Origin of the sequence: Larkinella knui (assembly GCF_003858645.1) — a bacterium.
In the GTDB taxonomy this organism is placed as follows: Bacteria; Bacteroidota; Bacteroidia; order Cytophagales; family Spirosomataceae; genus Larkinella; species Larkinella knui.
The window spans coordinates 931,251-953,285 of sequence record NZ_RQJP01000001.1 but is presented as its reverse complement, the minus strand read 5'-3'; the positions used below and the strand labels follow the sequence as shown (position 1 = coordinate 953,285).

24 protein-coding genes are annotated in these 22,035 nt (G+C 49.7%); 12 read left to right on the top strand and 12 right to left on the bottom strand.

Annotated elements, in window-relative coordinates:
• Positions 1-29 precede the first annotated feature (29 nt).
• Together EHT87_RS03850 and EHT87_RS03845 are read right to left on the bottom strand one after the other, a co-directional pair.
• Entirely contained in the window at positions 30-1,790 is a 1,761-nt protein-coding gene (locus EHT87_RS03850) for an ABC transporter ATP-binding protein (RefSeq protein ID WP_124904026.1), read from the bottom strand.
• A 195-nt stretch (positions 1,791-1,985) separates the two neighbouring features.
• Positions 1,986-2,897: a DMT family transporter gene (locus EHT87_RS03845; RefSeq protein WP_124904024.1), complete on the bottom strand. Its 912-nt coding sequence runs from the start codon at positions 2,895-2,897 to the stop codon at positions 1,986-1,988.
• 189 nt (positions 2,898-3,086) lie between these two features.
• Between EHT87_RS03845 and EHT87_RS03840 the strand changes: the two genes are divergently transcribed.
• Together EHT87_RS03840 and EHT87_RS03835 are read left to right on the top strand one after the other, a co-directional pair.
• Positions 3,087-4,187: a helix-turn-helix domain-containing protein gene (locus EHT87_RS03840; RefSeq protein ID WP_185716134.1), complete on the top strand. Its 1,101-nt coding sequence runs from the start codon at positions 3,087-3,089 to the stop codon at positions 4,185-4,187.
• A gap of 114 nt (positions 4,188-4,301) precedes the next feature.
• Positions 4,302-5,450, top strand: a complete 1,149-nt coding sequence (locus tag EHT87_RS03835) for a DUF4932 domain-containing protein (RefSeq protein WP_124904020.1) — start codon at positions 4,302-4,304, stop codon at positions 5,448-5,450.
• Between the two features lie 70 nt (positions 5,451-5,520).
• Here the strand turns inward: EHT87_RS03835 and EHT87_RS03830 are convergent, their stop codons facing one another.
• Positions 5,521-6,207 carry a fasciclin domain-containing protein gene (locus EHT87_RS03830; protein ID WP_124904018.1) on the bottom strand — a complete coding sequence of 229 codons (687 nt, stop codon included), beginning with the start codon at positions 6,205-6,207 and terminating at the stop codon, positions 5,521-5,523.
• A 224-nt stretch (positions 6,208-6,431) separates the two neighbouring features.
• On the opposite strand from EHT87_RS03830, the gene EHT87_RS03825 reads away from it, so the two are divergent.
• Positions 6,432-6,902 carry an FKBP-type peptidyl-prolyl cis-trans isomerase gene (locus EHT87_RS03825; protein ID WP_124904016.1) on the top strand — a complete coding sequence of 157 codons (471 nt, stop codon included), beginning with the start codon at positions 6,432-6,434 and terminating at the stop codon, positions 6,900-6,902.
• 104 nt (positions 6,903-7,006) lie between these two features.
• Entirely contained in the window at positions 7,007-7,597 is a 591-nt protein-coding gene (locus tag EHT87_RS03820) for a hypothetical protein (protein ID WP_124904014.1), read from the top strand.
• 81 nt (positions 7,598-7,678) lie between these two features.
• Here EHT87_RS03820 and EHT87_RS03815 read toward each other — a convergent pair whose 3' ends face one another.
• Positions 7,679-8,419 (bottom strand): EcsC family protein, encoded by a 741-nt coding sequence (locus tag EHT87_RS03815; protein ID WP_124904012.1) that lies wholly within the window; start codon positions 8,417-8,419, stop codon positions 7,679-7,681.
• 30 nt (positions 8,420-8,449) lie between these two features.
• On the bottom strand, positions 8,450-9,892 hold the full coding sequence (locus EHT87_RS03810; protein ID WP_124904010.1) for a right-handed parallel beta-helix repeat-containing protein: 1,443 nt from the start codon (positions 9,890-9,892) through the stop codon (positions 8,450-8,452).
• A 92-nt stretch (positions 9,893-9,984) separates the two neighbouring features.
• On the opposite strand from EHT87_RS03810, the gene EHT87_RS03805 reads away from it, so the two are divergent.
• A complete protein-coding gene (locus EHT87_RS03805) occupies positions 9,985-10,665 on the top strand; it encodes a murein L,D-transpeptidase catalytic domain family protein (protein ID WP_124904008.1) in 681 nt (226 codons plus the stop codon).
• Position 10,666: 1 nt separating this feature from the next.
• On the opposite strand, the gene EHT87_RS03800 is transcribed toward EHT87_RS03805, so the two are convergent.
• Together EHT87_RS03800 and EHT87_RS03795 are read right to left on the bottom strand one after the other, a co-directional pair.
• Positions 10,667-11,872 carry a L,D-transpeptidase family protein gene (locus EHT87_RS03800; protein WP_124904006.1) on the bottom strand — a complete coding sequence of 402 codons (1,206 nt, stop codon included), beginning with the start codon at positions 11,870-11,872 and terminating at the stop codon, positions 10,667-10,669.
• A 161-nt stretch (positions 11,873-12,033) separates the two neighbouring features.
• Positions 12,034-12,996, bottom strand: a complete 963-nt coding sequence (locus EHT87_RS03795) for an MBL fold metallo-hydrolase (protein WP_124904004.1) — start codon at positions 12,994-12,996, stop codon at positions 12,034-12,036.
• 167 nt (positions 12,997-13,163) lie between these two features.
• Between EHT87_RS03795 and EHT87_RS03790 the strand changes: the two genes are divergently transcribed.
• The gene (locus tag EHT87_RS03790; protein ID WP_124904002.1) at positions 13,164-13,394 is read left to right on the top strand and encodes a hypothetical protein; all 231 of its coding nucleotides are present in this window, start codon (positions 13,164-13,166) and stop codon (positions 13,392-13,394) included.
• A gap of 253 nt (positions 13,395-13,647) precedes the next feature.
• On the top strand, positions 13,648-13,947 hold the full coding sequence (locus tag EHT87_RS03785) for a hypothetical protein (RefSeq protein ID WP_124904000.1): 300 nt from the start codon (positions 13,648-13,650) through the stop codon (positions 13,945-13,947).
• Here EHT87_RS03785 and EHT87_RS03780 read toward each other — a convergent pair.
• Positions 13,944-14,696 carry a DeoR/GlpR family DNA-binding transcription regulator gene (locus EHT87_RS03780; RefSeq protein ID WP_124903998.1) on the bottom strand — a complete coding sequence of 251 codons (753 nt, stop codon included), beginning with the start codon at positions 14,694-14,696 and terminating at the stop codon, positions 13,944-13,946. The genes EHT87_RS03785 and EHT87_RS03780 overlap by 4 nt on opposite strands.
• A gap of 60 nt (positions 14,697-14,756) precedes the next feature.
• On the opposite strand from EHT87_RS03780, the gene nudK reads away from it, so the two are divergent.
• From nudK to EHT87_RS03755, 5 genes are all read left to right on the top strand, one after another.
• Positions 14,757-15,338 carry a GDP-mannose pyrophosphatase NudK gene (gene nudK / locus EHT87_RS03775; RefSeq protein WP_124903996.1) on the top strand — a complete coding sequence of 194 codons (582 nt, stop codon included), beginning with the start codon at positions 14,757-14,759 and terminating at the stop codon, positions 15,336-15,338.
• Positions 15,339-15,988: 650 nt separating this feature from the next.
• Positions 15,989-16,252, top strand: coding sequence for a hypothetical protein (locus EHT87_RS03770; RefSeq protein ID WP_124903994.1), 264 nt, complete (start codon positions 15,989-15,991; stop codon positions 16,250-16,252).
• 187 nt (positions 16,253-16,439) lie between these two features.
• Positions 16,440-16,631, top strand: a complete 192-nt coding sequence (locus EHT87_RS03765; protein WP_114404734.1) for a cold-shock protein — start codon at positions 16,440-16,442, stop codon at positions 16,629-16,631.
• Positions 16,632-16,803: 172 nt separating this feature from the next.
• Entirely contained in the window at positions 16,804-18,936 is a 2,133-nt protein-coding gene (locus EHT87_RS03760) for a Tex family protein (protein WP_124903992.1), read from the top strand.
• A gap of 71 nt (positions 18,937-19,007) precedes the next feature.
• A complete protein-coding gene (locus EHT87_RS03755; protein ID WP_229320825.1) occupies positions 19,008-19,577 on the top strand; it encodes a C40 family peptidase in 570 nt (189 codons plus the stop codon).
• On the opposite strand, the gene EHT87_RS03750 is transcribed toward EHT87_RS03755, so the two are convergent.
• The 4 genes from EHT87_RS03750 to EHT87_RS03735 form a co-directional block, all read right to left on the bottom strand.
• The gene (locus EHT87_RS03750; RefSeq protein ID WP_124903990.1) at positions 19,574-20,131 is read right to left on the bottom strand and encodes an NUDIX hydrolase; all 558 of its coding nucleotides are present in this window, start codon (positions 20,129-20,131) and stop codon (positions 19,574-19,576) included. The genes EHT87_RS03755 and EHT87_RS03750 overlap by 4 nt on opposite strands.
• A 152-nt stretch (positions 20,132-20,283) precedes the next feature.
• Positions 20,284-20,961 carry a ClpP family protease gene (locus EHT87_RS03745; RefSeq protein WP_124903988.1) on the bottom strand — a complete coding sequence of 226 codons (678 nt, stop codon included), beginning with the start codon at positions 20,959-20,961 and terminating at the stop codon, positions 20,284-20,286.
• Positions 20,962-21,070: 109 nt separating this feature from the next.
• On the bottom strand, positions 21,071-21,289 hold the full coding sequence (locus EHT87_RS03740) for a hypothetical protein (protein WP_124903987.1): 219 nt from the start codon (positions 21,287-21,289) through the stop codon (positions 21,071-21,073).
• A gap of 5 nt (positions 21,290-21,294) precedes the next feature.
• Complete coding sequence (locus EHT87_RS03735) at positions 21,295-21,852, bottom strand: RNA polymerase sigma factor (protein WP_124903985.1); 558 nt, start codon at positions 21,850-21,852, stop codon at positions 21,295-21,297.
• Positions 21,853-22,035: the final 183 nt, after the last annotated feature.

Below are 22,035 nucleotides of genomic sequence, written 5' to 3'. Positions count from 1 at the left end.
TTTAACTCCTCATTCTTAACTCTCTTTTCTCAAACCATCTCCTTGTATTGCATCCGGTATAAATTGGCGTAGAATCCTTCCTGTTGCAGCAGTTCATCGTGTGTGCCCTGTTCTACAATCTGACCTTTGTCGACAACGATGATTTTATGCGCTTCGCGGATGGTCGAAAGCCGGTGGGCGATGACGATGGCGGTCCGCCCTTTCATCAGCTTTCCGATAGCATCCTGAATCAGACCTTCTGTTTCGGTATCGACCGATGAAGTCGCTTCGTCCAACACCATAATGCGCGGGTCGTGAACCATAGCGCGGACAAAGGATATCAACTGACGCTGCCCAACGGAAAGCGTCGAACCCCGCTCCATGACGTTGTAATCGTAACCGCCCGGCAATCGCTCGATGAACTCATGTACGCCCACCAGTTTTGCCGCTTCCACAATTCGCTCCCGGCTGATGGATTTATTACCGAGCGTAATGTTGTTTTCAATCGTATCCGAAAACAGAAACACGTCCTGCAAAACAACGCCGATACTTTGCCGCAGGGCTTCCAGTTTGTAATCGTGAACCTCAACGCCGTCGATGCGAATTTCGCCTTTATTGACATCATAAAACCGGCTCAACAAGTTAATAATCGACGACTTTCCTGCGCCGGTTGCGCCAACAAAAGCAACGGTTTCGCCTTCTTTTACCGTAAAATTGATGTCTTTCAGGACGTAATTTTCATCATTGTAGGCAAACCAGACGTTTTTAAACTCAACCTCACCCCGCCAGGTGGGTGGTGCGTAGGTGCCGGTATTAGGTGTAAAATCGTCACTATCCAGCAATTTCAGAATCCGGTCGGTACTGACAATTCCCATTTGGAGGGTATTAAAGCGATCGGCCAGCATCCGGATGGGTCGGAAAAACAGGTTGATAAACATGATGAAAGCCGTCACGGTCCCGTAGGTAACTTCCTCATTAAGAATCGCTTTTGCTCCATACCAGACTACAAGCCCCGTGGCCGCTGCCGACAGAATATCCGCAACCGGGTAATAGACGGAATAATACCAGATCGACCGGATGTTAGCTTTCCGGTGTTCGTCGTTAATTTGCTTAAACTTTTCGGCTTCAATTTTTTCGCTGCCAAAAATCTGCACGATGTTCATGCCGGTAATGTGTTCCTGCACAAATGAACTGAGGTTAGCAACGGCGGTTCGAACTTCGTTGAACGATACCTTGATTTTTTCTTTGAAAATATAGGTACTCAGTAGCATCAGGGGAATCATCGACAGGCTGATGGCCGAAAGCCGCCAATCCGTATAAAACATGACGGCGATGATCAGAACCAGTTGCAGAATATCGCCGACAATGGCGGCCATGCCTTCGCTGAAGACATCGGAAAGCGTTTCGACATCGGAAATGGTGCGGGTGACCAGTCGGCCAATGGGCGTATTATCAAAAAACTTCAGGCGGAGCTTCAGGACTTTCTGGTAGAGCTGAACGCGGATATCCCGAATGACATTCTGCCCCAGCCAGCCCGACAGATACGTGTTGAAGAACTGAATAATTCCCTGCAAGACCAGCACGCCGATCATCAGAAGCAGCATACGGGTCAATCCCGGATAATCGCCCGTGGCTATTTTGGAATCGATCGTGTAGCGAATCAGCAATGGACCAACGGGTGCCAGAATGGCACTGAGAACTATGATCAGGATCAGGCCGTAGAAATGCAGTTGGTACGGTTTTACAAACGCATATAGCCGTCGCAGGGTAATCCAGTCAAAAATCTGACCACTCTTGGTTTCGGTATTCACAAGAAAACAGTTGGAAGGTTTTTGGGGAGTAACAGAAATTTTGTCTTAAGAGTTTGGATAGGACCACGGATTGAGCGGATGGAACCGATTTACACCGATTAAAATTAAAATCCGTTTATTGATCCGTTCCATCCGTGCAATCGCAACGGCGACCCGGCCGTGTTCCTATCCAATTGTGGTAAGAGGGGAAGTGCTTCATCTGAACTTTGCCAGTTGAGCCAGTTCCTGCCAGGAGATGAGTCCAATCGCCAGAATGGCCAGCCCAAGCCCGATCCGGTTGATTACCAACAGCTTTTCCTTAAAAAACAGGCTAGCCGACAAAGCCGCTACCAGAATGACGCCGATGTTGTAGAGCGGATACACAAAGGCTCCGTTGCCGCCGAATTGAGAAAGCGCCCGAATCAGCGTATAAAAACTCAGGAAGTTTGGAATGCCCAGCGTGATGGCTCCGATCAGATTCTGGCGTTCGATTTTTTCTTTTCCCTGCACCAGCCGGATTGCCAGCATGATTGAACCGGCAACAATCGCGCCAATGACCATCGTCAGCGTTACCTGCAAGGTCTTATCCGCCGAAGGTATATACTTGATATTCATGTAGTTGATCATGGTATTGGTGGCCCCGTACATCAGAAAAACCGCCAGTGGCAACAACGTATTCCAACCCAATGCTTTAATGGTCTGGCCTTCCTCCTTCCTGAACGTACTCAATCCGACGGCCACAACGGCCAGAATCAGACCGATGTAATTCAGCGCATCGAACGTTTTCCCGCCCGTCTGAAAGATGAACAAACTGAAACACACCGGAACGACCAGCGACATATTGTTGGCCAGTGAAGTAGCCGTAATGCCCATTCGCTGCGTCGAAAGTCCCGACAGCATAAAGGTAATGATGAATCCAACGCCCAGTCCGAAGGCGAGCCACGTCCAGGTTTGGGCAAAATCAATCGAAAACGGCTGATCGCGGGGCAATAGCAAAAAACCGGTCAGGAAACACACCGGATAATTGAAGACAATGGCCTGAAAGGTATTGACCCCGAAGCGGGGAAAAATCCGGAAGTTGAGTAACAGAATGACCGAAAGCAGAATGCTCACTATGAGAAAAAGCATGGGAAAGGAATAAGGATGATCGGGTAGAATTTCAACTGTAAAAGTAAAAAGTACGGCACAATACACCGCCATAGTTAAAATTCTACTTTTTCAAATTACCATCATTTTTCACCGAAGCCCAGCAGATTCTATTTGTTCGAATGTGGTCCATCACGTACTTTTAGGATGGCTATTTTGCTTAAATCTACGATGACAACCTGGAAAGCGGTTTTATTTTTACTGGCATCTGGTCAGGGGCTTCTACTCAGTTTCGCACTGATCGTGAAAGGGCTCCGAAACCAGCGCCCGAACCTGTTTCTCGGACTCATCCTGTATATCATTTCCCTGGAGCTTTTAAATGCCTGGGGAATGCAGGTCCGGTACCATCACTCTCCCGACGCATTTCCGTTCTGGACGCTGCAATCCTATCTCGTTTTGCCCCCTTCCATCTGGTTCTTCACACAGTTCAGGACGATACCGGGATTTTTATTCCGGCGCCGGTATTGGTGGGCCTACGCACCCGCCGTTGTGGAAATGCTCGTACAAGTGGGCCGGACGTTGTATGGCCGGACGACCGGGCAGCACCTTCCTCCACTGCTTGAAAATCCGATCTGGTTTTTCTGCACTGAAATACTACCCATTTTAGGTACCGCAGCGGCCGTAGGCTGGTTGGGGTACCAGCTTACGACCATTGCCCCGGAGAAACGAGGGCGGTTTTTATCAATCCGTCCGTTTGTGAAGCACTACGTTTTTTTTGGGTTTCTGCTGATCCTGACGGTGCTTTGGACGGCGGGCGTCATCATTGATTTGCCCATTTTTTCGGGTATCGAACTGTTACTGACGCTCTTTCTATTCGCTTATGGCTATTTGGGGTACGCCGATTCTTCCTATTTTGATCTTCGCGTTGCGCCCAAACAAAAACCGGCCGAAAAACCGTCTTTTGCCCACTTTGACGACAATCAGCAGTGGAATCGATTGAATAGGGCGTTCGAGCAGGATGCTTTGCACACGCAATCCCGGTTGACGCTGGAAGAAGTTGCCGACCGGCTTCAATTACCAACGCGGTATATATCCTACCTGATCAACACGTTTCATCAATCGAATTTCAACCATTTTGTGAATGCTCTCCGGGTGGAAGCCGTAATCCGGAAGTTGAACGACCCCGCCGAGCAGCACAAAACCTTGCTGGCGCTGGCCCTTGAAGCGGGCTTTAATTCTAAATCGAGCTTCAATCAAACTTTCCGGGCCCATACCGGCCAGCCCCCTTCTTATTACCTGCCCAAGCCGAACAAATCGGTGGGACACCTGTAGTCGTTTCGCCACCGTTTCAGGTCCAAAATCACGATTCCAGACGTCCAGGATAGGGATTTTGAGCGCATAACCGAACGCTGTCAGCTTGATTTGCGCCCAAACAACTGAAACGACATGCTTACGCGACTCTTTTTTTTAACTACGCTCCTCTGGGTTCATGATGCGGTTTGTCAACATTCGCAGACACCTGCGCCAACGGCACACCGAACGATTCAGGTACGGTTTCATAAAAACGTGGAGCTGCTGGGGTTTGCTTACTTTTTAAGCTATGAAGGCCGGGACCTGGAAAACGACGAGGGTTTTATCAAGAGTAAACCGATTCGAAAAAAAGAGTGGTACGGATACGGTTTTAGCCTGTATCAACGCTACAAATCCTATCAGAACAACCAGCATCTGGTAACGGCCATGCGCCTGGCCGAACACCTCTGGCTGGATTATCTGATCAATCTGCTTCTCCAGCTGGACGAATTTCCCCGGGCCAGGTTACTGGACCGCGTTCAGGAATCGCATTACCTGCGCTTCTCCACCCGGAAGGACCCGGCCGAAGCCCGAAAAAATACCGAACAGTTTCTCGAAGCCATGAACCGGTTCTGCGAGGAAGTCAATTTTGATGACTACATGACGACCAATCAGCGCAAATACGACAATGCGTTGGCTCAGGTTAGGACAGGTCTACCCGACAACCGGTTTATTCCGGCCCTGGAAGCATTTTACGAACAACACTTTCAGGATTATACACTCATGCCCAGTCTGACGATTCCAACCGGCATGGGGTTTGGCCCCCGGTATACCCTCGACGGGAAAACGCATATCTTTACGGTATTCGGCCCCTTCAATGTGCAGCATTTTTCGGATGAAACGAAACTGGACATGGGCTTTGGTGATCTTCAGCATTTGAAGGAACTGAGTACGCACGAATTTGGGCATTCGTTTGTCAATCACATTGTGAATGAGGCCCCTGCCGGGTTGATTCGTGAAACTGAAAAACTCTTTACACCCATCAAGGAAAAAATGACGAGCCAGGGGTACCCGACCTGGAACGTATGCCTGATCGAGCATTTTGTCCGGGCCGGCGAGATTGTCATCGCCCAAAATCTGGGCAATCGGGTGGCTGCGGAGCACCTGAAGGATCATTACATCAACACCCGGAAGTTCATTTATTTACCGGTAATCCTGCGGGAACTGGAAAGCTACAACGAAAACCGGTCTGTTTCTTATGCCCAGGCCGTCGAAAAAGCCATGAGACAACTTAAAACTGAATGATGAACGAAGGATGATGAACGATGAATTTTCGAGCCTGGCCGTTCATGGTTCATCATCCTTCAGTCAATCGCTACTTTGCTTTCGGCATCAGCACCGAATCCACCGAATGAATGACGCCGTTTGTGGCTTCCAGATCCGCCCGATTGATCGTAGCGGCATTGCCTTGTTCATCGGTAATCGTAATCGTATCACCTTGTTTACCAACCGTTAAGGTCCCGCCCGTCACGGTTTTCAATTTCTGCCCATCCTGCAACTGATCGGCGCTGTAATTGCCTTTTACCACATGGTAGGACAGCAGTTTAACCAGTTTTGACTTCGCGGCTGGCTGCAGCAATCCGTCGAGGGTTCCGGCGGGCAGCTTATCAAAAGCTTCGTTGGTCGGCGCGAAAACCGTGTACGGACCTTTGCCGGCCGCCTGATCCGTTAATCCCGACACCCGCAACGCCCGAAACAAAACCGTGTGGTCAGCCGATTTGGCCGCACTGATGGCCAGATCCCGGTTGGTAGCACCACCCGGTTTCATACCGCCCCGTGATTCCCGGCCCGACCCCATGGGCCCGTACGCATTGGCACTGCTCTGGGTTGAGACCGCTGTGCTGCTTCCCAAAACATTCGGCTGCGATGAGGTCGTGCCGGTGGGTGATGTTGAATTGCTGCGCGAAGTAGAGTCCTGAACCGTTTGAGCCACAACGGCTTTGTTGCCACCAACCAGCAAGCCTAGTGCCAGTGCAACTGCGAAAACTGCTTTTTTCTGCATGATAAATGTTGGTTTGTTAAACAAAACGTTGATAAAATACTAACATCTTACAACACATCCAGCCTTCGTTTTGTTGTCTGAATGTAGTTGGGTTAACGGGACATAACCAGGGAATATTTTATTTTCGGTTGTCTAAAGGCCGTAATCCTATCGTAGAATTGGGCTAGGATTTGCATCCTTTCTCAAACTGTATCACCTTTGTTTCTTTATTCAATTTTTTAAACATGCAAATTACCAAACACAAAGTTGCCGGCATACACTACACGTTGCGCGACAACGACGGCAATATTCTCGACTCAAGCGAAGGACGGGACCCCTTATATTATCTGCACGGTGAAGGCAACCTGATTCCGGGCATGGAAAATGGGCTGGATGGCAAATCGCCCGGCGACAAATTTCAGATCAAGGTTCCGGCCGAAGATGGCTACGGTGTTCGCGATCCGCAAATGATTCAGGCCGTTCCCATCAGCGCGTTTGGTGGTCAGCCGGTTCAGGTTGGGATGCAATTCCAGACGAACCAGGGTCAGGTGGTAACCGTTACCGAAGTAAACGCGGATCAGGTGATGATCGACGCCAACCATCCGCTAGCCGGACAGGAGTTGAACTTCGATGTTGAGATTATCGACGTACGCGATGCTACGCAGGAAGAAGTGACGCACAAACACGTTCACGGTCCGGGTGGTCATCATCACTGATAAGTCGGCTTAACAAGTCGGTCGATTACCGGTATTTTTCATAAATTTGGATAAATGCCGGTGATCGACCGGTTTTTGTCGTATAACCTTCTCTTCTTAAACCCATGAAAAAATTTACCTTCTTTCTCCTTTCGGGCCTTTGCGCGGGCAATGTCTTTGCCCAAACGACCGCTCCTACCCCCGATATTCAGATCAAAACCGCCGTGCTGGCCGCACCTTCCGACAAACGCGATGGGGCCATGGTTTACGGGTATTCGGGTAAGAATGAGATGATTGTGCTGCGAAAAGGAACAAACGATTACGTCTGCCTGGCCGATGATCCATCGCAGAAAGGACTGAACGTTTCCTGTTACCACCAGGGATTGGAGCCTTTCATGGCGCGCGGAAGGGAGTTGAAAAAAGAAGGAAAATCTCCGGCGGAGATCATGAAAATTCGGGAAGAAGAGGAAAAAGCCGGAAAATGGAAAATGCCGAAGCAGCCTTCTTCACTTTTCGTTTACTCAGCCCCCGACTCCAGCTACAATGCCGCAACGGGCGAGGTCAAAAATGGGTATCTGCGGTCGGTGGTCTATATTCCCTACGCTACCTCCGAAAGCACCGGTTTACCCCTCAAAGCCGAAGCCCCCGGCATGCCCTGGATCATGGACCCCGGCACCCACCGGGCACACATCATGATCAATCCGGCACGGAAATAAGCTGATTGGTTTAGAGTTTATGGTTTATAATTGTCTAACGATGAACCAGAATGCGTCAGCCAACCATAAACTCTAAACCAATCAACTTATCTCCAACTCCCTTGCTTCCGCCCACCGCATCCGGTAGGCATTCATGGCGGTTTTTCCGAGAGCGTCCATCAGGCGGTAATTGGCTACTAGACCCACCGCGGCACCGATTCCGGGGACTAATTGCGCCATTTTGACCAGATCGATATAATCCCGGTATTCCTGCTGAAACGTACGCCAGTCGAATTGATCGATGTCGGCGGGGAGTTGCTGACTTTTGGCCTGCCAGTTGATCATCTGCTGATAAACGAATTGCCGTCGCTCCTGGCTCGAAAACGCCAGCTGGAAAATATGCATGATGTAGAGCCGCTCCTTGTATTCGTTGACCGGATAACCGTATATGGCCGCGATCTCGAATAACAGCTTCATTTTCAGGGCAAGTAACAACGGAAAATCAGCTAATCCCAGCAAAATACCGCCCGCTCCGGTCACTCCGCCTTCCGCAGCCCCGGCAGTTTTATAGAACGAAATCCGATCCCGAACCCGCTCTTCGCGTTCCTCCAGCGTTAAAGGCTCCAGAACCGGCTGCCGGGTCAGAAACTCGGCACCGAACAAAACCGCCCGGGTCATTTGCTTGATGGTGGCCGTTATGGCCTGATGAACTTTTTCGGGAATGATTTTATTCATCCGCGTCTGCAGATTTTTTGAAAGCCGGTTGACCGCCGATGGTTTCCGCATCATTTTCTGTCGCCAGAGATTCAATTCGCGCACCACGGCGTCTTCGTAAGGTGACATAGCTGGTTTCTAATTTCAAAATAAATCGGTTCACCGCGGCTGTCGGCGGGTCGTCTGCCGAACACCGGTTCCCACTTTGGCTTGATCCGATACCCGGTTATAGCCTTCAAAGGTTGAGTTATCGACCGTGGTATTATACGAATCGAGACTCAATTGGATGGCCGTTTTGGTACTGTCGGTCGTAACAAACCGGCTACCGGCGGTAATCCGGCTTTGTTTGATGCGCGCGCCAATGATTCCGCTGTTGATAAACTGGCTGTTTTTGACCAGTAGCTCGGTCAGTTGACCGTTGTAATACCGGATGTTTCCGCCCCGAAAGGTGGTTCCGTCGACCGTAATCCGGCGCGAACCTGAGTTTTCGTAGCTAATGTAAGCGTCTTTATCAAATTCACAACCCGGACCGATGAGGGTTTCTTCACTGGTTGAACTGCCTCCGCCGTAATTGGAAAACGAATTACGCGCCACGGTATTCAGCGTTTTGACTTTGGTCAGCGTAGCCGGACCACTGAACGTCAAAACCCCGTCGGTATCCGTCGCTTCCAGCCCTTTTCCGCAGTGTCGGGCCGTAAATGTATTGATCTGGATGCGGTATTGGTAATGAAGTCCTTTTACGGCATTGACGCAATTTTCGGCCTCACCATTCAGAATGGTGGCTTTTACGCGTTCCGAAATACCAAATCCAACCCGGTATCCAACCACTTTGCAGTGGTTCCACGTAACCCGATGGTCGGAATCGGTTTGTTCGCCTTCCGACCAGAAACCGGCGTAAGGGCTGATGCCTTTGGTGTTGCGGGCAACACAATGCAGGAATACCGTACCTGGCGCATTGTCGCTGTCGAAAGCATCGCCAACGCAATCGGTGACCGTACACTGTTCAAAGCGGGTATTTCGGGCATAACCGCCGGCAATAAAAGGCGATTTACCCCCCGCGTCGTGGTAGCGCTTCTGGCCGCTTGCCTGACAATTCCGAAAAACATTGCGATCCGAAACCGACTTTTCATCCCCTGCATTAAACAACTGATTTTCCACCACAAACGTCGATGCGTCGGCATTCCTGCAATACACCCGATCGGCACCGCTGGCCGTGCATCCGCCCAGATAAATACCGCCTTCAATCGGGCTCTGGTCACAATCGAGGGTCAGATCGCGGATGAAAACCCGCTGTTTTCGGTTGGCAAAAAAGGCGTAGCCACGTTGGTTGTTGCGAACAATTACGGTTCTTCCGATACCGGCTCCCTGGATGCTGATGGCCGACCCGGTAATTTCAACCGGCCCCTGTACGAATCGTCCCGCAGGATACATCAACGTCCCTCCGCCCTGTTTTTTGAGGTCAGCAATGGCACGGACGGCCGCCGGTGTCAACTCCGTTTCGCCGGCTTTTTTGTATTTTAAAATCGAAACAACCGGCAGGGCAAAACTCGCTGAACCCCAAAGGATAACGGCAATAAATGGGATAAACTTCGAGTGAAACATTCAGAAATTTGTTAAATTATCGAATTATTCCAGTGACATGAGCGTTAAATATTCACATCCTTTTTACATACAGTCAAGTTAACCAACGGTTTATGAAAAAAGCGCTGCTGATTCTCCTTGCTATTTTGCCCATCAGTCTAGCTAGTGTCGGTACGACGATCAGACCCGCCACCCACACAAAAATGGATCGGGCCAGCCTGTGGTCGGGCGTCTTTGACGAGCTTCATCTAGCCAGTATCGGACTTCGTAAAGAGGTTTTTGACTATGCTCTCCGTGGTCTTCAGAAAACCGCTTTTTCCAAATCAATTCTCAGTATTGTCGACTTGAGTCAACCATCGAGCAAGAAACGCCTTTACGTTATCGACCTTGATCAGCATAAATTACTGTTTCAGACGTATGTGGCCCACGGTCGTAACTCGGGGGAACTGATGGCGGCTTCGTTCTCGAATACCTCGTCATCTTTCCAGTCCAGCCTGGGTTTTTACCAAACGCTCAACACCTATCAGGGCAAGCACGGTTTGTCACTGCAATTGAAGGGGCTGGAACATGGTTTCAATGATAACGCCTTCAGCCGGGCAATCGTTATGCACGGTGCGGATTATGTGTGCGAAGATTTTATCCGCAAAACCGGTCGCCTAGGCCGCAGCCAGGGCTGTCCGGCCATTGCCAATGCCATCAGTAAAGACATTATCCAGGCGATTAAAGGCGGTTCCTGCCTGTTCGTTTATTCGCCGAATCCGGATTACCTGCAAAAATCAACCTTTCTGTCGTAGCTTACAGCGGGCGACCATCCAGCCCATATACATCGTTGTAAAACCGCAACTGCGCCTTGTCATCCACATCGACCCGGTTGTAGACTACAAATACCGGGAATGGTTTGGGGAGTTTAAGCGTCTGGGGCTTCTGATCGATCATACAGCGGTTCATAAATCCCTCATCCAGAACCGGTTGTTGCATGAGGTAGTTAGCCAGTTCGACCGGTTTCTGAACCCGCATACAGCCGTGGCTCCGCCAGCGGTCGGTGGTCTGGTCGAACAGGTCCCGGGCGTTGGTGTCGTGCAGGTAAATGGCTCCGGGGCCCGTCAGGTTGAACTTGATCAATCCCAACGAATTGCTGCAACCCGAAGCCTGCCGGAACCGGTACGGGAAGTTATCGGCAGTCATTTCTTCCCAGTCAATGCTCGATGGATCAACCACTTGCTCTTTTTCGTCCAGCACATCCATATTCTGGCTTTCCAGATATTCCGGATTCTGCTGAACTTTTGGCAGTATTTCTTTCAACCCGATTCCGCGCGGAACATTCCAGTAAGGGTACGTCACAATGTCGGTCAGATAGGTCGTAAAAAACGGAGTTTTCGAGTCTTTTTTACCGGCGATCACGTCCATCGGCAGCAGACATTTTCCGCTGCGGTCGTAGATATTCAACTGAGCCGCAGGAATGTTAACGACCAGAAACCGGTCAAAGTCGAAGCGATTCAGATAGCGGTAAAAATTCAGGGTTTGCCGGATGTACTTCCCCGTATCGGAAGGCGTTCTTTTTTTCAGTTTGTTGTATTCAGCCACCAACGTCGTGTAATGACCGAAAACCGGCGTTTTTTTCAGTGAATCCAGTGCCGACTTGCCTTCATCTTTTTTGAGCATGGCAATTGCCCAGACGGTATCGATCTTTTCCGGAATCTTGTTGTACGTAATCCGGGACGGTTTCAGGCCGTAGCGCAGTTCAAGCAGCAAACCGGTGAACTTCTCGCCAAACTCTTTTTTGGTGTCCGTCTCAACGAACGAATACCGGCTCGTATCGATTCCCACGGAATCGGCAGCGCGGCAGAGTTGCCGCATAACCACTTCGGCCTGCGTTCGGTCCCATCCTTCCGAGGGCACTTCATTTTTATTCAGGAATCCAAAATGGTTGAGTGCAAACCAGCCCACAAACACCACAATAACGGCACTTCCAATTACTATTATAAGATTACGGCGTTCCATAGTTCGTTGAAATTTTACGTACTTCTAAAACGCCTTTCGGGAGGGTGGTGTTTAAATTTTGGAATAATAACCGCAAAAAGAAGCCCGTAAGCACGTTGGCGGATCTCAACGTGCTCGCGGGCCTGCTAAATATAAGTACGAATGTTCTGGTTAGTACCGGCTTATTTTTTTCGGCTTCCTCCAAACAGCAACATAACGGTTCCTACGATCAACCCAATGCCAACGGCCCGGGCAACGTGGTAGGAAATCGGGGGCGGCATATCCACAATGCCCTGCTCATCCGTGTGGGCGGGCTGTTTGGCGTACCGACCGCTTTTAGGAACTTCCCGAGCTTCAAAATTATGAATCAAATCTTCCAGCATCTGCGGCAAGGTGATTCCGCGGATTGCCTTGCCATGGCCGGTGCCGGCCGCGGTTGGGTTCAGAGCCGCCAGCTCCTGAATCGAGCGTTTGGAGGCTTCCCAGTCAATCGTAAAATACGCCGGAGGGCCGTGTAATTCCTGTTTCTGGGTCATTACGGCAAAAGCCGAATTCTGATTGGTGTTGGTAAATGCATCGCCGGCAATCAGACTCCGGTCGCTTTCCCGAAACAGAGAAACGTGGCCGGGTGAATGGCCGGGCGTATGAATTACGCGCCAATCGGGCAGTTCCGGAATCCTACCGTCGGCCGGAAACGGGCGCACCCGATCACCAAAATTGGAAGGCGAGGTGGGAAACATCCACGACATATAGGCCATAGCACCGCCACCCACGGCCGGATCAGGCGGTGGATAATGCGATTTCCCCTGTAAAAACGGCATCTCGAGCGGATGCGCATAAACAGGAACGTCGCCCCATTCCTTCAATAAGGTTTCCAGCGAACCCGTATGATCAAAATGCCCGTGGGTCAGGACGATGGCCCGGGGCGGGTTGTTGTCGCCGAACCATTCCCGCGCTTGCTTCAGAATCGGGTCTGCGCCACTGGGCGTTCCCGCATCGACGAGGACCCACTTGCCGCCGGGTTGTGATTCCCCGACAAAATAGACGTTAACAAAAATGTTTTTTATCCCTCTCACGTCTTCCGCGACGTCATACGGGCCCAGTTCTACGCTGGTTGTCAGATTTTCGGTCGTCTGCCTTTCCATACTCCCCTTTTCGTTTTGTTTAGATTTTTAACCTGAACGATCCGGGTTTGTTGATTTTAGTTATTTACCGTTTCACATTTCTCCTTTTCCGGTTCGCCGAACATAAGGTTTCTTACGCCGGGGCGAGTTCGCAACTTTGGATCATCGAACCAGCAACAACTACGCTCATGAACTTCCTGACGACAACTCCAATCCATTTTTCAAGGCGGTATTTCCGGCAATCTCTGTGCGTTGCCCTGCTAGTGATCGGCTCGGTTTCCTGTAAAAAAGATGCAGCAGTTGAGCCCGATTCGGGACGGGTTGTCTTCTGGTCGGCCAATAAGGCCGTCGAATCGGTCAAAGTGGATTGTTACGTGGATGGTAAAAAATTGGGCACATTGAGCAAAGTCACGGCTTAGGCTCCGTCCTGCGACGCATCTGGTTCACCGGTCGCAACGGTAGAAGCGGGCGATCATAAGCTTGAATACCGGGCCGCCAATGGTCAGACGTTCACCGAAACGTTCACCGTTGAAGCCGGCCAATGTGTTGATTATGAATTAATGTAAGTAGTTGAAAATGGGTTTACCGTTAACCTTACGTTTAAACTAATCGTCTACTTAATTATCCAGTTCTAAATTTGTGTATCTTTGCGAGCGAAAACCGCCGTTAAGGATGCGAGTTCTGAAAGTGACTAAATACAGCCCGATTTTACACGAATTACGGGCATCGTGGGGCGTACTCCAGGCCGGTAAATATTTGCTGGCCGAATCCATGCAAAACCGAATTCCGCAGGAAGATTTATTTGCATATCAGAATGCGATTGCTGAAATCGGCCGGATTGAACGTAAGCTTGATATTCTGTACGACGAAATTCAGGCGGTCGAATTACTGCATCAGGCGGCAATTCTGGTCGGCAATTATGAAGATATGTCGGGCCGCAAACGCTCCAACGGAAACACTTCTTTGAATTAATTCAGCACCCGAATTCCCTGCTGCTGGTATAATTTCAACACGTCCGCCGAAGCCTGCGGGTCTGTGACGATGACCTGAACCAGACTCAAGGGCGCAAACTGGACGTATTTGTCTTTTTCCAGTTTCGTCGAATCACACAATAAATATACGTCATCGGCCTGGCTGGCCATCGCCAGCGTCATACCCGCTTCGGTTTCACTGTGGGCCGACAAACCGTGCTGCGCCGAAATTCCGTCTACACCTAAAAAAGCTTTGTGCGCGTGGTATCGGGCAACGTGTTCGTTGGCAATCAAGCCATGAACGGCCTGCCGTGCCGGATCAACTTCTCCGCCCACCAGATTGACCGTTACTTCCGACTGCATCAACTCGTTGACCACCGGTATTGAGTTCGTAATCACCTGAATACGCTTATTTCGGATAAATTGACACAGCCGAAAAACCGTACTGCCACAATCCATAAACACCACCTCGCCGTCCTTAATTTCCTGGGCCGCCAGCCGGCAAATGTGGTCTTTGTTTTCGGAATTAACAGCGGTTTTATTCACGAACTGCACCGGATTCGTGGCTAATCCGACTTTCATGGCCCCACCGTGGGTCCGATAAATTAGCCCATCGGATGCCATCGCCGTCAGATCCCGGCGGATGGTAATCTCCGACGTCTGCAACAGATCCGCCAGTTCCTTAACCTCTACCGATCCTTTTTCTTCGACCATTTGCAAAATGAGCCGCTTTCGATTAGGAAAATTCATAGCAACGCTTTTAATTTGTTCAAAAATAATCAAAAACGATCAAAAACAACCAATACTTTTATGAATAATTTACGGGTTCAGCTAGTTAAAGAAGAAATTTTATCTGACAATTGGTATACCCTGCGGAAGATAACGTTTAAGTATCAACGCAAGAATGGGGTCTGGGAAACACAATCACGGGAAGCCTATGACCGGGGAAACGGGGCGACAATTCTGCTGCATAATCCTGAGAAAAACACCATCATTTTGACCCGGCAATTTAGAATGCCGACCTACGTCAACGGGAACACCAGTGGGCGGCTGATCGAAGCCTGTGCCGGTTTGCTGGACAATGATAATCCCGAAGATGCCATCCGCCGGGAAACCGAAGAAGAAACCGGTTTTGTTGTCACCAACATCCGGAAAGTTTTTGAAGCCTACATGAGTCCGGGATCCGTAACGGAGAAGCTGTATTTTTTTATGGCCGATTATTCCGACTCGACCGAAAAACGTTCCGGTGGCGGTATTGACGAAGAAGACATCGATGTGCTGGAATTACCGCTTCCGCAGGCCATGCAGATGATTACTGAAGGTGAAATTGTTGACGGAAAAACCATCATGCTACTCCAGCAACTCTGCATTCAGCAATACCAGGTGGCCTGATGCCAGCAGGAGCATTTTACAACGTTTCCGACCCGTCGGCTCCCGTTGTGGCCACGTCTGTGGTGATATATCTTGGGTCATTTATCTGATAATGAACCAGCTACTGCAATACAAAAACTCCAACCTCCCTTTGAACAATCGTTTCACGGAGGCTGGAGTCGACTTCGACAAGTTTACGGGAAAACGGAATCAGGCATCAACTAGACAAAGTTTCGTCTTGCATTCTGACGAATTATCAACGGCAACCCACTAAGATAAAAATCATCGATCGGTTGGTTCCAGACTTGTTTAAACCGTTCATCGATCGTCCGGTAGTCGGGTTGCTGCTTAGTGGTAGAATTCAATTTATACAATTCATCTCCCATAATACAGGAGAGGAGGAAAAATGGATCGTAGTTCATGGAGATAGGATGATTTATGGCTACAAAGTAAGTCGTCGGGTATTAAAAATGGGTGTAAACCGTATTAAGTCAGCCTTAAAAAGGGGCTAATCCGTAAGGCAGAAATTAAAACAAGATTAAAAACAGGATTCTAGATTGAGGAAGATCTCTAAAAAGTGATAAACCGGGCCTGCCTATTTTTTTTACTTCAGCAGGGAAGCGGTTTCGGAAAAAAATTGTTTCTATTATAGAGAACACCATTTTATCGCCATGACGACATTGACAGCCCCCTACATTGACATGCTCCGATCGCTGATCGCTTTACGGAAATACGTCAAGATTTTTTATTCAACCGACCTCAATGAATTACTTTCGGTAACGTCCATTATGACCAGTCTGGAGAATCGATCCGATGGTGATTACATCCAGTTGGCATCCGGAGAATCCATCCGGCTTGATCGGCTGGTGAATGTCAACGGCGTGTATGCACCGGGGCACGAAGACTACGAAAGTTGCTTGGATTGCCGTATCTAACTTTGAAATCCAGCTCAATACGCGCCGGTAGTTATAGCTGTTTCAGGCGGGTTTAGTACCGGAAAATACGTCAATACAGGGCTCCTGCGTGTATTAATGCCTCTATTTCACAAAAAAACTTTTATAAAAATTTGGATAGGATTGTAAAAAAATAGTCCTTTATACAAATTTTTTCAATCATAATTCAATGCAAACAGGAGTAGTAAAATTTTTTAATGAAACCAAAGGATACGGTTTCATTAAGCCGGATGCACCAGGCGAGGACATTTTTGTTCACTCGACGGGCCTTGTCGATCAGATCCGCGAAAACGACAAAGTAAAGTTTGAAGTAGAGCGTGGTAAAAAAGGCCTGAACGCTGTAAACGTAGAACTGGTATAATCGAAAGATAGAGCCGTTTTAGTTTCAAGAAGAAAACATGCCTGGTGGCATGTTTTTTTTTGCCCGCTGAATTAGAACTGCTTACCGCTTTTATCCGGCATTTCTGATTCTTTTTTGTTGACAAACCAGCCTTTCCTGCTTTTTTTGTGGCTTCATACCGTAAACCGAATACATGAGCCCCACCCCTGAAGCTGGCAATCTGCCGGCGCGAATTGCCGCTTTTCTCAACCTGAATGTCCGGCAAGTTACCAATACCGTTCAGTTACTCGACGACGGAGCCACCGTTCCGTTTATCGCCCGTTACCGGAAAGAAGCCACAGGTCAACTGGACGAAGTTCAGATTGGCTCCATCAAAGATACCTATCAAAAACTGCTTGATCTCGACAAACGCCGGGACGTTATTCTGAAGTCTATTGGCGATCAGGGGAAACTGACGACCGAACTTCGTCAAAAAATTGAATCCACCGGCTCCATTACCGAACTGGAAGATTTGTATTTACCTTATAAACCCAAACGGAAAACCCGCGCCACCATCGCCATAGAAAAAGGCTTGGAACCACTGGCTAAACTGATTTTCGGTCAACGGGAAGCGGCTATTGAGAAAAAAGCGTCTTCCTTCCTGAATGACCAGGTAGCAACGGTTTCGGACGCTTTGCAGGGTGCCCGTGACATTATGGCCGAGTGGATCAATGAGGACGCCGACGCCCGCCAGCGAATCCGGAACCTGTTTGAACGTGAGGCCATTATCCGATCGGTCGTCAGGAAAGACAAGGAGACGGCAGGCATTAAATACAAGGATTATTTTGATTTTGCCGAACCCCTCCGCCGGGTTCCCTCCCACCGCCTGCTGGCTATTCGGCGGGGCGAAGCGGAAGGAATTCTGGCGGTCAGTATTTCGCCCGACGAACAAACCGCTCTTGAACGCCTGGACCGGCATTTTTTACGGCATGGACCTTCCGAAAGCATCGACCAGGTGGCAATGGCGGTCAAAGACAGCTACAAGCGTTTGATCAAGCCGTCGATTGAAACTGAATTTGAGAATGTATCGAAGCAGAAAGCCGATCAGGAAGCCATTAAAATTTTTGCCGACAACCTGCGTCAACTGCTCCTGTCGCCCCCCCTGGGTCAGCAGCGGGTTTTGGCCATTGACCCCGGTTTCAGAACCGGTTGTAAAGTGGTTTGTCTGGACGCCCAGGGGAATTTACTGACCAACGACGTCATTTATCCCGACAGTCGGCGGGAACAGGCCCAGCAGACGTTGTTGAAACTCGTGGCTCAGTATCAGATTGAAGCCATCACGATTGGCAACGGAACGGCCGGGCGGGAAACGGAAGATTTTGTCAGAAGTCTGAATTTTGGAAAAACCATCCCGCTTTTTATGGTGAGCGAACAGGGTGCATCGATTTACTCTGCATCGGAAGTGGCGCGTCAGGAATTTCCGGATCAGGATATAACCGTTCGGGGCGCCATTTCCATCGGCCGCCGGTTGATGGACCCACTGGCGGAACTGGTCAAAATTGATCCCAAATCGATCGGGGTGGGTCAATATCAGCACGATGTCGATCAGAACGAACTCAAAAACAGCCTGGACCGGGTGGTTGAGAGTTGTGTCAATCAGGTTGGCGTGTCGCTCAATACGGCCAGCAGTCATTTGCTGCGCTACGTTTCTGGTTTAGGGCCGCAACTGGCGCAGAATATTGTCGAATACCGCGCTCAGAACGGGCCGTTTCAATCCCGCGATCAGTTGAAGAAAGTCCCCCGCCTGGGTGCGAAAGCGTTTGAACAATCGGCCGGTTTTCTCCGAATCGATAAGGCAAAAAATCCGCTCGATAACAGTGCCGTTCACCCGGAAAGCTACGCGGTTGTAGAACGCATGGCCCGCGATTTGAAATGCACGGTAACGGATTTGGTTAAAAAAACCGACCTTCAAAAGCAGATTAAGCCCGAATTGTACGTTACCGAAACAGTGGGTTTGCCAACACTTCGCGATATTCTGGCTGAACTTGAAAAACCGGGTCGCGATCCGCGTGAATCGCTCGCCGTATTTGAATATGATGAGCGCGTCCGAAAACCGGAAGATTTGCGTGAAGGCATGCTTTTGCCGGGCGTTGTTACCAACGTGACGGCTTTTGGTGCCTTTGTTGATATTGGCGTCAAACAGGATGGGCTGGTGCACATTTCGCAGTTATCCAATCAGTTTGTTTCCGACCCGCGTCAGGTGGTCAGCGTTCATCAGAAAGTGCAGGTCAAAGTATTGGAAGTGGATTTGCAGCGCAAACGCATTGCCTTGACGATGAAAATTTAATAGTTTACGGTAATTTCTGGTAAGCCGGTTTTGAATCGCATTCCCCTTGACCATTTTCTATGCAACAAATCATGATGAGGACTTTATTTCGCCCTTTCTGGCCCACTGCCCTTCTGGTGTTGACGTTGTCGTCCTGTTCATTTTTTAAAACTTCCCATTATACCCCGCCAGCCCGTCGAAAACCAGCCGTAGCCAACCGCAAGCCGGTCGGCAAACCGCTCAAAACCGTCGACACCCGGACTTATCAGCAAGGGTATGTACCTCAGGTTGTAAAAATTGCCCGCACCTACACCGGAACCCCGTATCGCACGGGCGGCCAAACGTCGGAAGGCATGGACTGCTCGGGCTTGATTTTTGCCGCCTTCAATACCGTTGGTCTGCAAATGCCGCGGGTTTCGTGGCAACAATCCGAAGTGGGATATGAAGTGGAAGTACCTCAGATTCAGGCGGGTGATCTGGTCTTCTTTGTACCCGACAGCGGCAAAGCCGGTTACGTTTCTCATACCGGAATTGTTACCGAAGTCCGCGGTGAAGGAAATATTATGTTTATTCACGCATCCTCATCACGCGGTGTGCGGGAAGATAACCTGTATTCGAGTTATTTTAAAGGCCGTTTTGTGAAAGCCGTCCGGCCTTTTTAACGGGAGCGATTGAGGAACGGCTCCGCCAATTCCAGCGTCCGAAGGTAGGTGGCCTGAGGGGGCGTATACAAAACGGAATTGGCGCCGGAGCGAAACTCTTCCAGAACGGCAGTCATGGGAACAAACCGCAGATCAGCCACTTCGTCGGATTGCATCACAAACTGATTGAGACGACACCGGGTCCGAAACAGATAGACCGCAGCGTGTTCCCGGTCGATCAGGGAAGCCGTTTTATCGATCACTTCCACATCTACCATTCCCAGAAACACCAATTCACCGGTTTGGGGCCGAACGCCGATTTCTTCCTCAATTTCCCGACTAGCGCATTGTTCATAGCTCTCACCCGGCTCCACGTGCCCGCCCACGCAGACATCCCAGAAGTTGGGCAGAACCACTTTGTCGGGATGCCGCAAACTTAGCAAGATCTCGTCTTGATCATTCAAGACCACAATTTCGGAAGTGCGGTGCCAGTCACCATCACGATGCGCTTCTTTTTTGGGTTTAGTGAAACCCAGTGGTTGGTTTTTTGCGTCGAAAATTTCGAGTAAGTCCATAAAAAAGCCGCATTTCTGCGGCTGTTAATCGTTTGGAATACCGGCTGGTTGCTGTGGTTCCGAGATACCGTACGACATAGAAAGCCGCTTCTGAGTTTGAATCCCTCATTCTGCCCAACAAAATTGGGCATTTTTCACGGGGAATCAGCGGCTTACCGTTGCAAAACTTCATCGATAAAGCCAAAGTTTTTGGCTTCTTCTGCTTTCATCCAGTAATCCCGATCGGCATTTCGTTCGATTTCTTCGGCTGATCGGCCGCTGTGTCGGGCCATAATTTCGTAGAGTTCATTTCGCAAAATGACAATTTGCCGCGCCGTTATCTCGATATCGACGGATTGGCCCTGTGCGCCCCCATGCGGCTGGTGAATCATCACCCGGGCGTGTGGCAAAGCCGATCGTTTCCCCGGCGCACCGGCGCAAAGTAAAACCGCCCCAAACGATAACGCCACACTGGTGCAGATGGTGGCGACGTCGGGCCGGACGTGCTGCATAGTGTCGTAAATACCAAGACCCGCGTAAACCGAGCCGCCGGGGCTGTTGATATACAACAGAATGTCTTTTTTGGCATCGGCCGATTCCAGAAACAACAACTGGGCGATGATGATGTTGGCAATGTTGTCGTCGACGGCCGAACCCAGAAATACAATCCGATCCGCCATCAATCGGGAAAATACATCGACCTCGCGGAAGTTCATGGGCCGCTCTTCAATGACCGACCGGGTCATGTTTTCGACCTGATGCAGGTAGCGATCGACCGTCAGGCCATTCAAATTTTGTCCGTGCACAGCGAATTTACGAAACTCGCCTGCGCTTAGTTCGGGATGATACATGAGGCAATAAATGGTTAGGTATGAAAAAGCGTGGTTTGGGCACTACCGAGCCCGCTGGCTCGTAGAAGCCAGTTAAGATGATCAGTCAAGTTGAAATTTGACGGGCAGTTTACCCAAATAAACGGGTGTAAATCGCGTCCAACTCGCGACGCAGTTGCTGGCGTCCGGCCATACGAAGAGCTTGATAAGCCAGTTTTTGAGCGGCCAGTTTCTGTTGCCAATCCTGGTTCCAGAGCAGCCGGACGGCAACATCCATCCGCTGCTCTTCGTTCAGGTTTCCCTGCAGGTAATCTTCCAGCACTTGAACCTCTTCTAATTCGGGTCGCATCGCAGTCAGGGTTTGAAGCGTTCAATCGACAGATGGCTGACAGCTTTACGCAGCCGTTCCAGACACTTGAATTTCTGTACGGTAGCCGAGCGAATTGACTGATAACCGTGTTGAACGGCAATGTGCTCCAAGCGCTGACCGAAGTAATAGAAGCTGACCAGAATGGATTTGCAGCTCTCGCCCAGTTGTTCGACAAAGGTCATGAGCTTCAGGGCCGTCGGTTCGTCATTTTCTTCGGGTTCCTCCCACAGCAGTTCGTCGTGGTTTTCGGTCAGCGCCGTATTCCGACTCTGCCGGTCCACGTGCTGCCGCCAGAGATTTTTACAAATTCCCATCAGAAAGGTGCTGACCGACGACGTTAGAATCAGTTGTTCATGGACCGTTTTCTCATAGTATAAGATCATGGCCTCATGGAAAATATCTTTCGCATCGTCAGTCGTACCGCCATGTTCCCGGATATAATGGCGCACCATTGGAAACGTTTTGGCATAAATCCGTTCCAGCGTTTTTTCCCGATCAGACAACAGGGCCTTATCCATCGGCAGGCTTTGGGTTGAATTCATACGCTTTTTTAGGGTTTATCGGAAGGAGACGCCAGTATCACCCAAGGATACGGAAAATATTTTTTACGAAGAAAAACGCATCGGAAATCGATCAGCGACTGGAATTTTCAGGGCTACGTTTTGCAGACGGAGAACTTCAACGGTAAAAGGATGAAGGCAAAACGAGTTACCAATCCAGCACAT

Excerpts from the sequence above, each read along its gene's own strand:
- EHT87_RS03820 (WP_124904014.1), top strand. The coding sequence starts at position 7,007 with ATGAAAAAATTTACCTTCTTTCTCCTTTCGGGCCTTTGCGCGGGCAAT.
- EHT87_RS03840 (WP_185716134.1), top strand. The coding sequence starts at position 3,087 with ATGACAACCTGGAAAGCGGTTTTATTTTTACTGGCATCTGGTCAGGGG.
- EHT87_RS03750 (WP_124903990.1), bottom strand. The coding sequence starts at position 20,131 with ATGGACTTACTCGAAATTTTCGACGCAAAAAACCAACCACTGGGTTTC.
- nudK (WP_124903996.1), top strand. The coding sequence starts at position 14,757 with ATGAATAATTTACGGGTTCAGCTAGTTAAAGAAGAAATTTTATCTGAC.
- EHT87_RS03835 (WP_124904020.1), top strand. The coding sequence starts at position 4,302 with ATGCTTACGCGACTCTTTTTTTTAACTACGCTCCTCTGGGTTCATGAT.
- EHT87_RS03765 (WP_114404734.1), top strand. The coding sequence starts at position 16,440 with ATGCAAACAGGAGTAGTAAAATTTTTTAATGAAACCAAAGGATACGGT.
- EHT87_RS03770 (WP_124903994.1), top strand. The coding sequence starts at position 15,989 with ATGACGACATTGACAGCCCCCTACATTGACATGCTCCGATCGCTGATC.
- EHT87_RS03745 (WP_124903988.1), bottom strand. The coding sequence starts at position 20,961 with ATGTATCATCCCGAACTAAGCGCAGGCGAGTTTCGTAAATTCGCTGTG.
- EHT87_RS03830 (WP_124904018.1), bottom strand. The coding sequence starts at position 6,207 with ATGCAGAAAAAAGCAGTTTTCGCAGTTGCACTGGCACTAGGCTTGCTG.
- EHT87_RS03755 (WP_229320825.1), top strand. The coding sequence starts at position 19,008 with ATGATGAGGACTTTATTTCGCCCTTTCTGGCCCACTGCCCTTCTGGTG.
- EHT87_RS03815 (WP_124904012.1), bottom strand. The coding sequence starts at position 8,419 with ATGTCACCTTACGAAGACGCCGTGGTGCGCGAATTGAATCTCTGGCGA.
- EHT87_RS03795 (WP_124904004.1), bottom strand. The coding sequence starts at position 12,996 with ATGGAAAGGCAGACGACCGAAAATCTGACAACCAGCGTAGAACTGGGC.
- EHT87_RS03810 (WP_124904010.1), bottom strand. The coding sequence starts at position 9,892 with ATGTTTCACTCGAAGTTTATCCCATTTATTGCCGTTATCCTTTGGGGT.
- EHT87_RS03805 (WP_124904008.1), top strand. The coding sequence starts at position 9,985 with ATGAAAAAAGCGCTGCTGATTCTCCTTGCTATTTTGCCCATCAGTCTA.
- EHT87_RS03740 (WP_124903987.1), bottom strand. The coding sequence starts at position 21,289 with ATGCGACCCGAATTAGAAGAGGTTCAAGTGCTGGAAGATTACCTGCAG.
- EHT87_RS03735 (WP_124903985.1), bottom strand. The coding sequence starts at position 21,852 with ATGAATTCAACCCAAAGCCTGCCGATGGATAAGGCCCTGTTGTCTGAT.
- EHT87_RS03800 (WP_124904006.1), bottom strand. The coding sequence starts at position 11,872 with ATGGAACGCCGTAATCTTATAATAGTAATTGGAAGTGCCGTTATTGTG.
- EHT87_RS03825 (WP_124904016.1), top strand. The coding sequence starts at position 6,432 with ATGCAAATTACCAAACACAAAGTTGCCGGCATACACTACACGTTGCGC.
- EHT87_RS03790 (WP_124904002.1), top strand. The coding sequence starts at position 13,164 with ATGAACTTCCTGACGACAACTCCAATCCATTTTTCAAGGCGGTATTTC.
- EHT87_RS03845 (WP_124904024.1), bottom strand. The coding sequence starts at position 2,897 with ATGCTTTTTCTCATAGTGAGCATTCTGCTTTCGGTCATTCTGTTACTC.
- EHT87_RS03760 (WP_124903992.1), top strand. The coding sequence starts at position 16,804 with ATGAGCCCCACCCCTGAAGCTGGCAATCTGCCGGCGCGAATTGCCGCT.
- EHT87_RS03785 (WP_124904000.1), top strand. The coding sequence starts at position 13,648 with ATGCGAGTTCTGAAAGTGACTAAATACAGCCCGATTTTACACGAATTA.
- EHT87_RS03780 (WP_124903998.1), bottom strand. The coding sequence starts at position 14,696 with ATGAATTTTCCTAATCGAAAGCGGCTCATTTTGCAAATGGTCGAAGAA.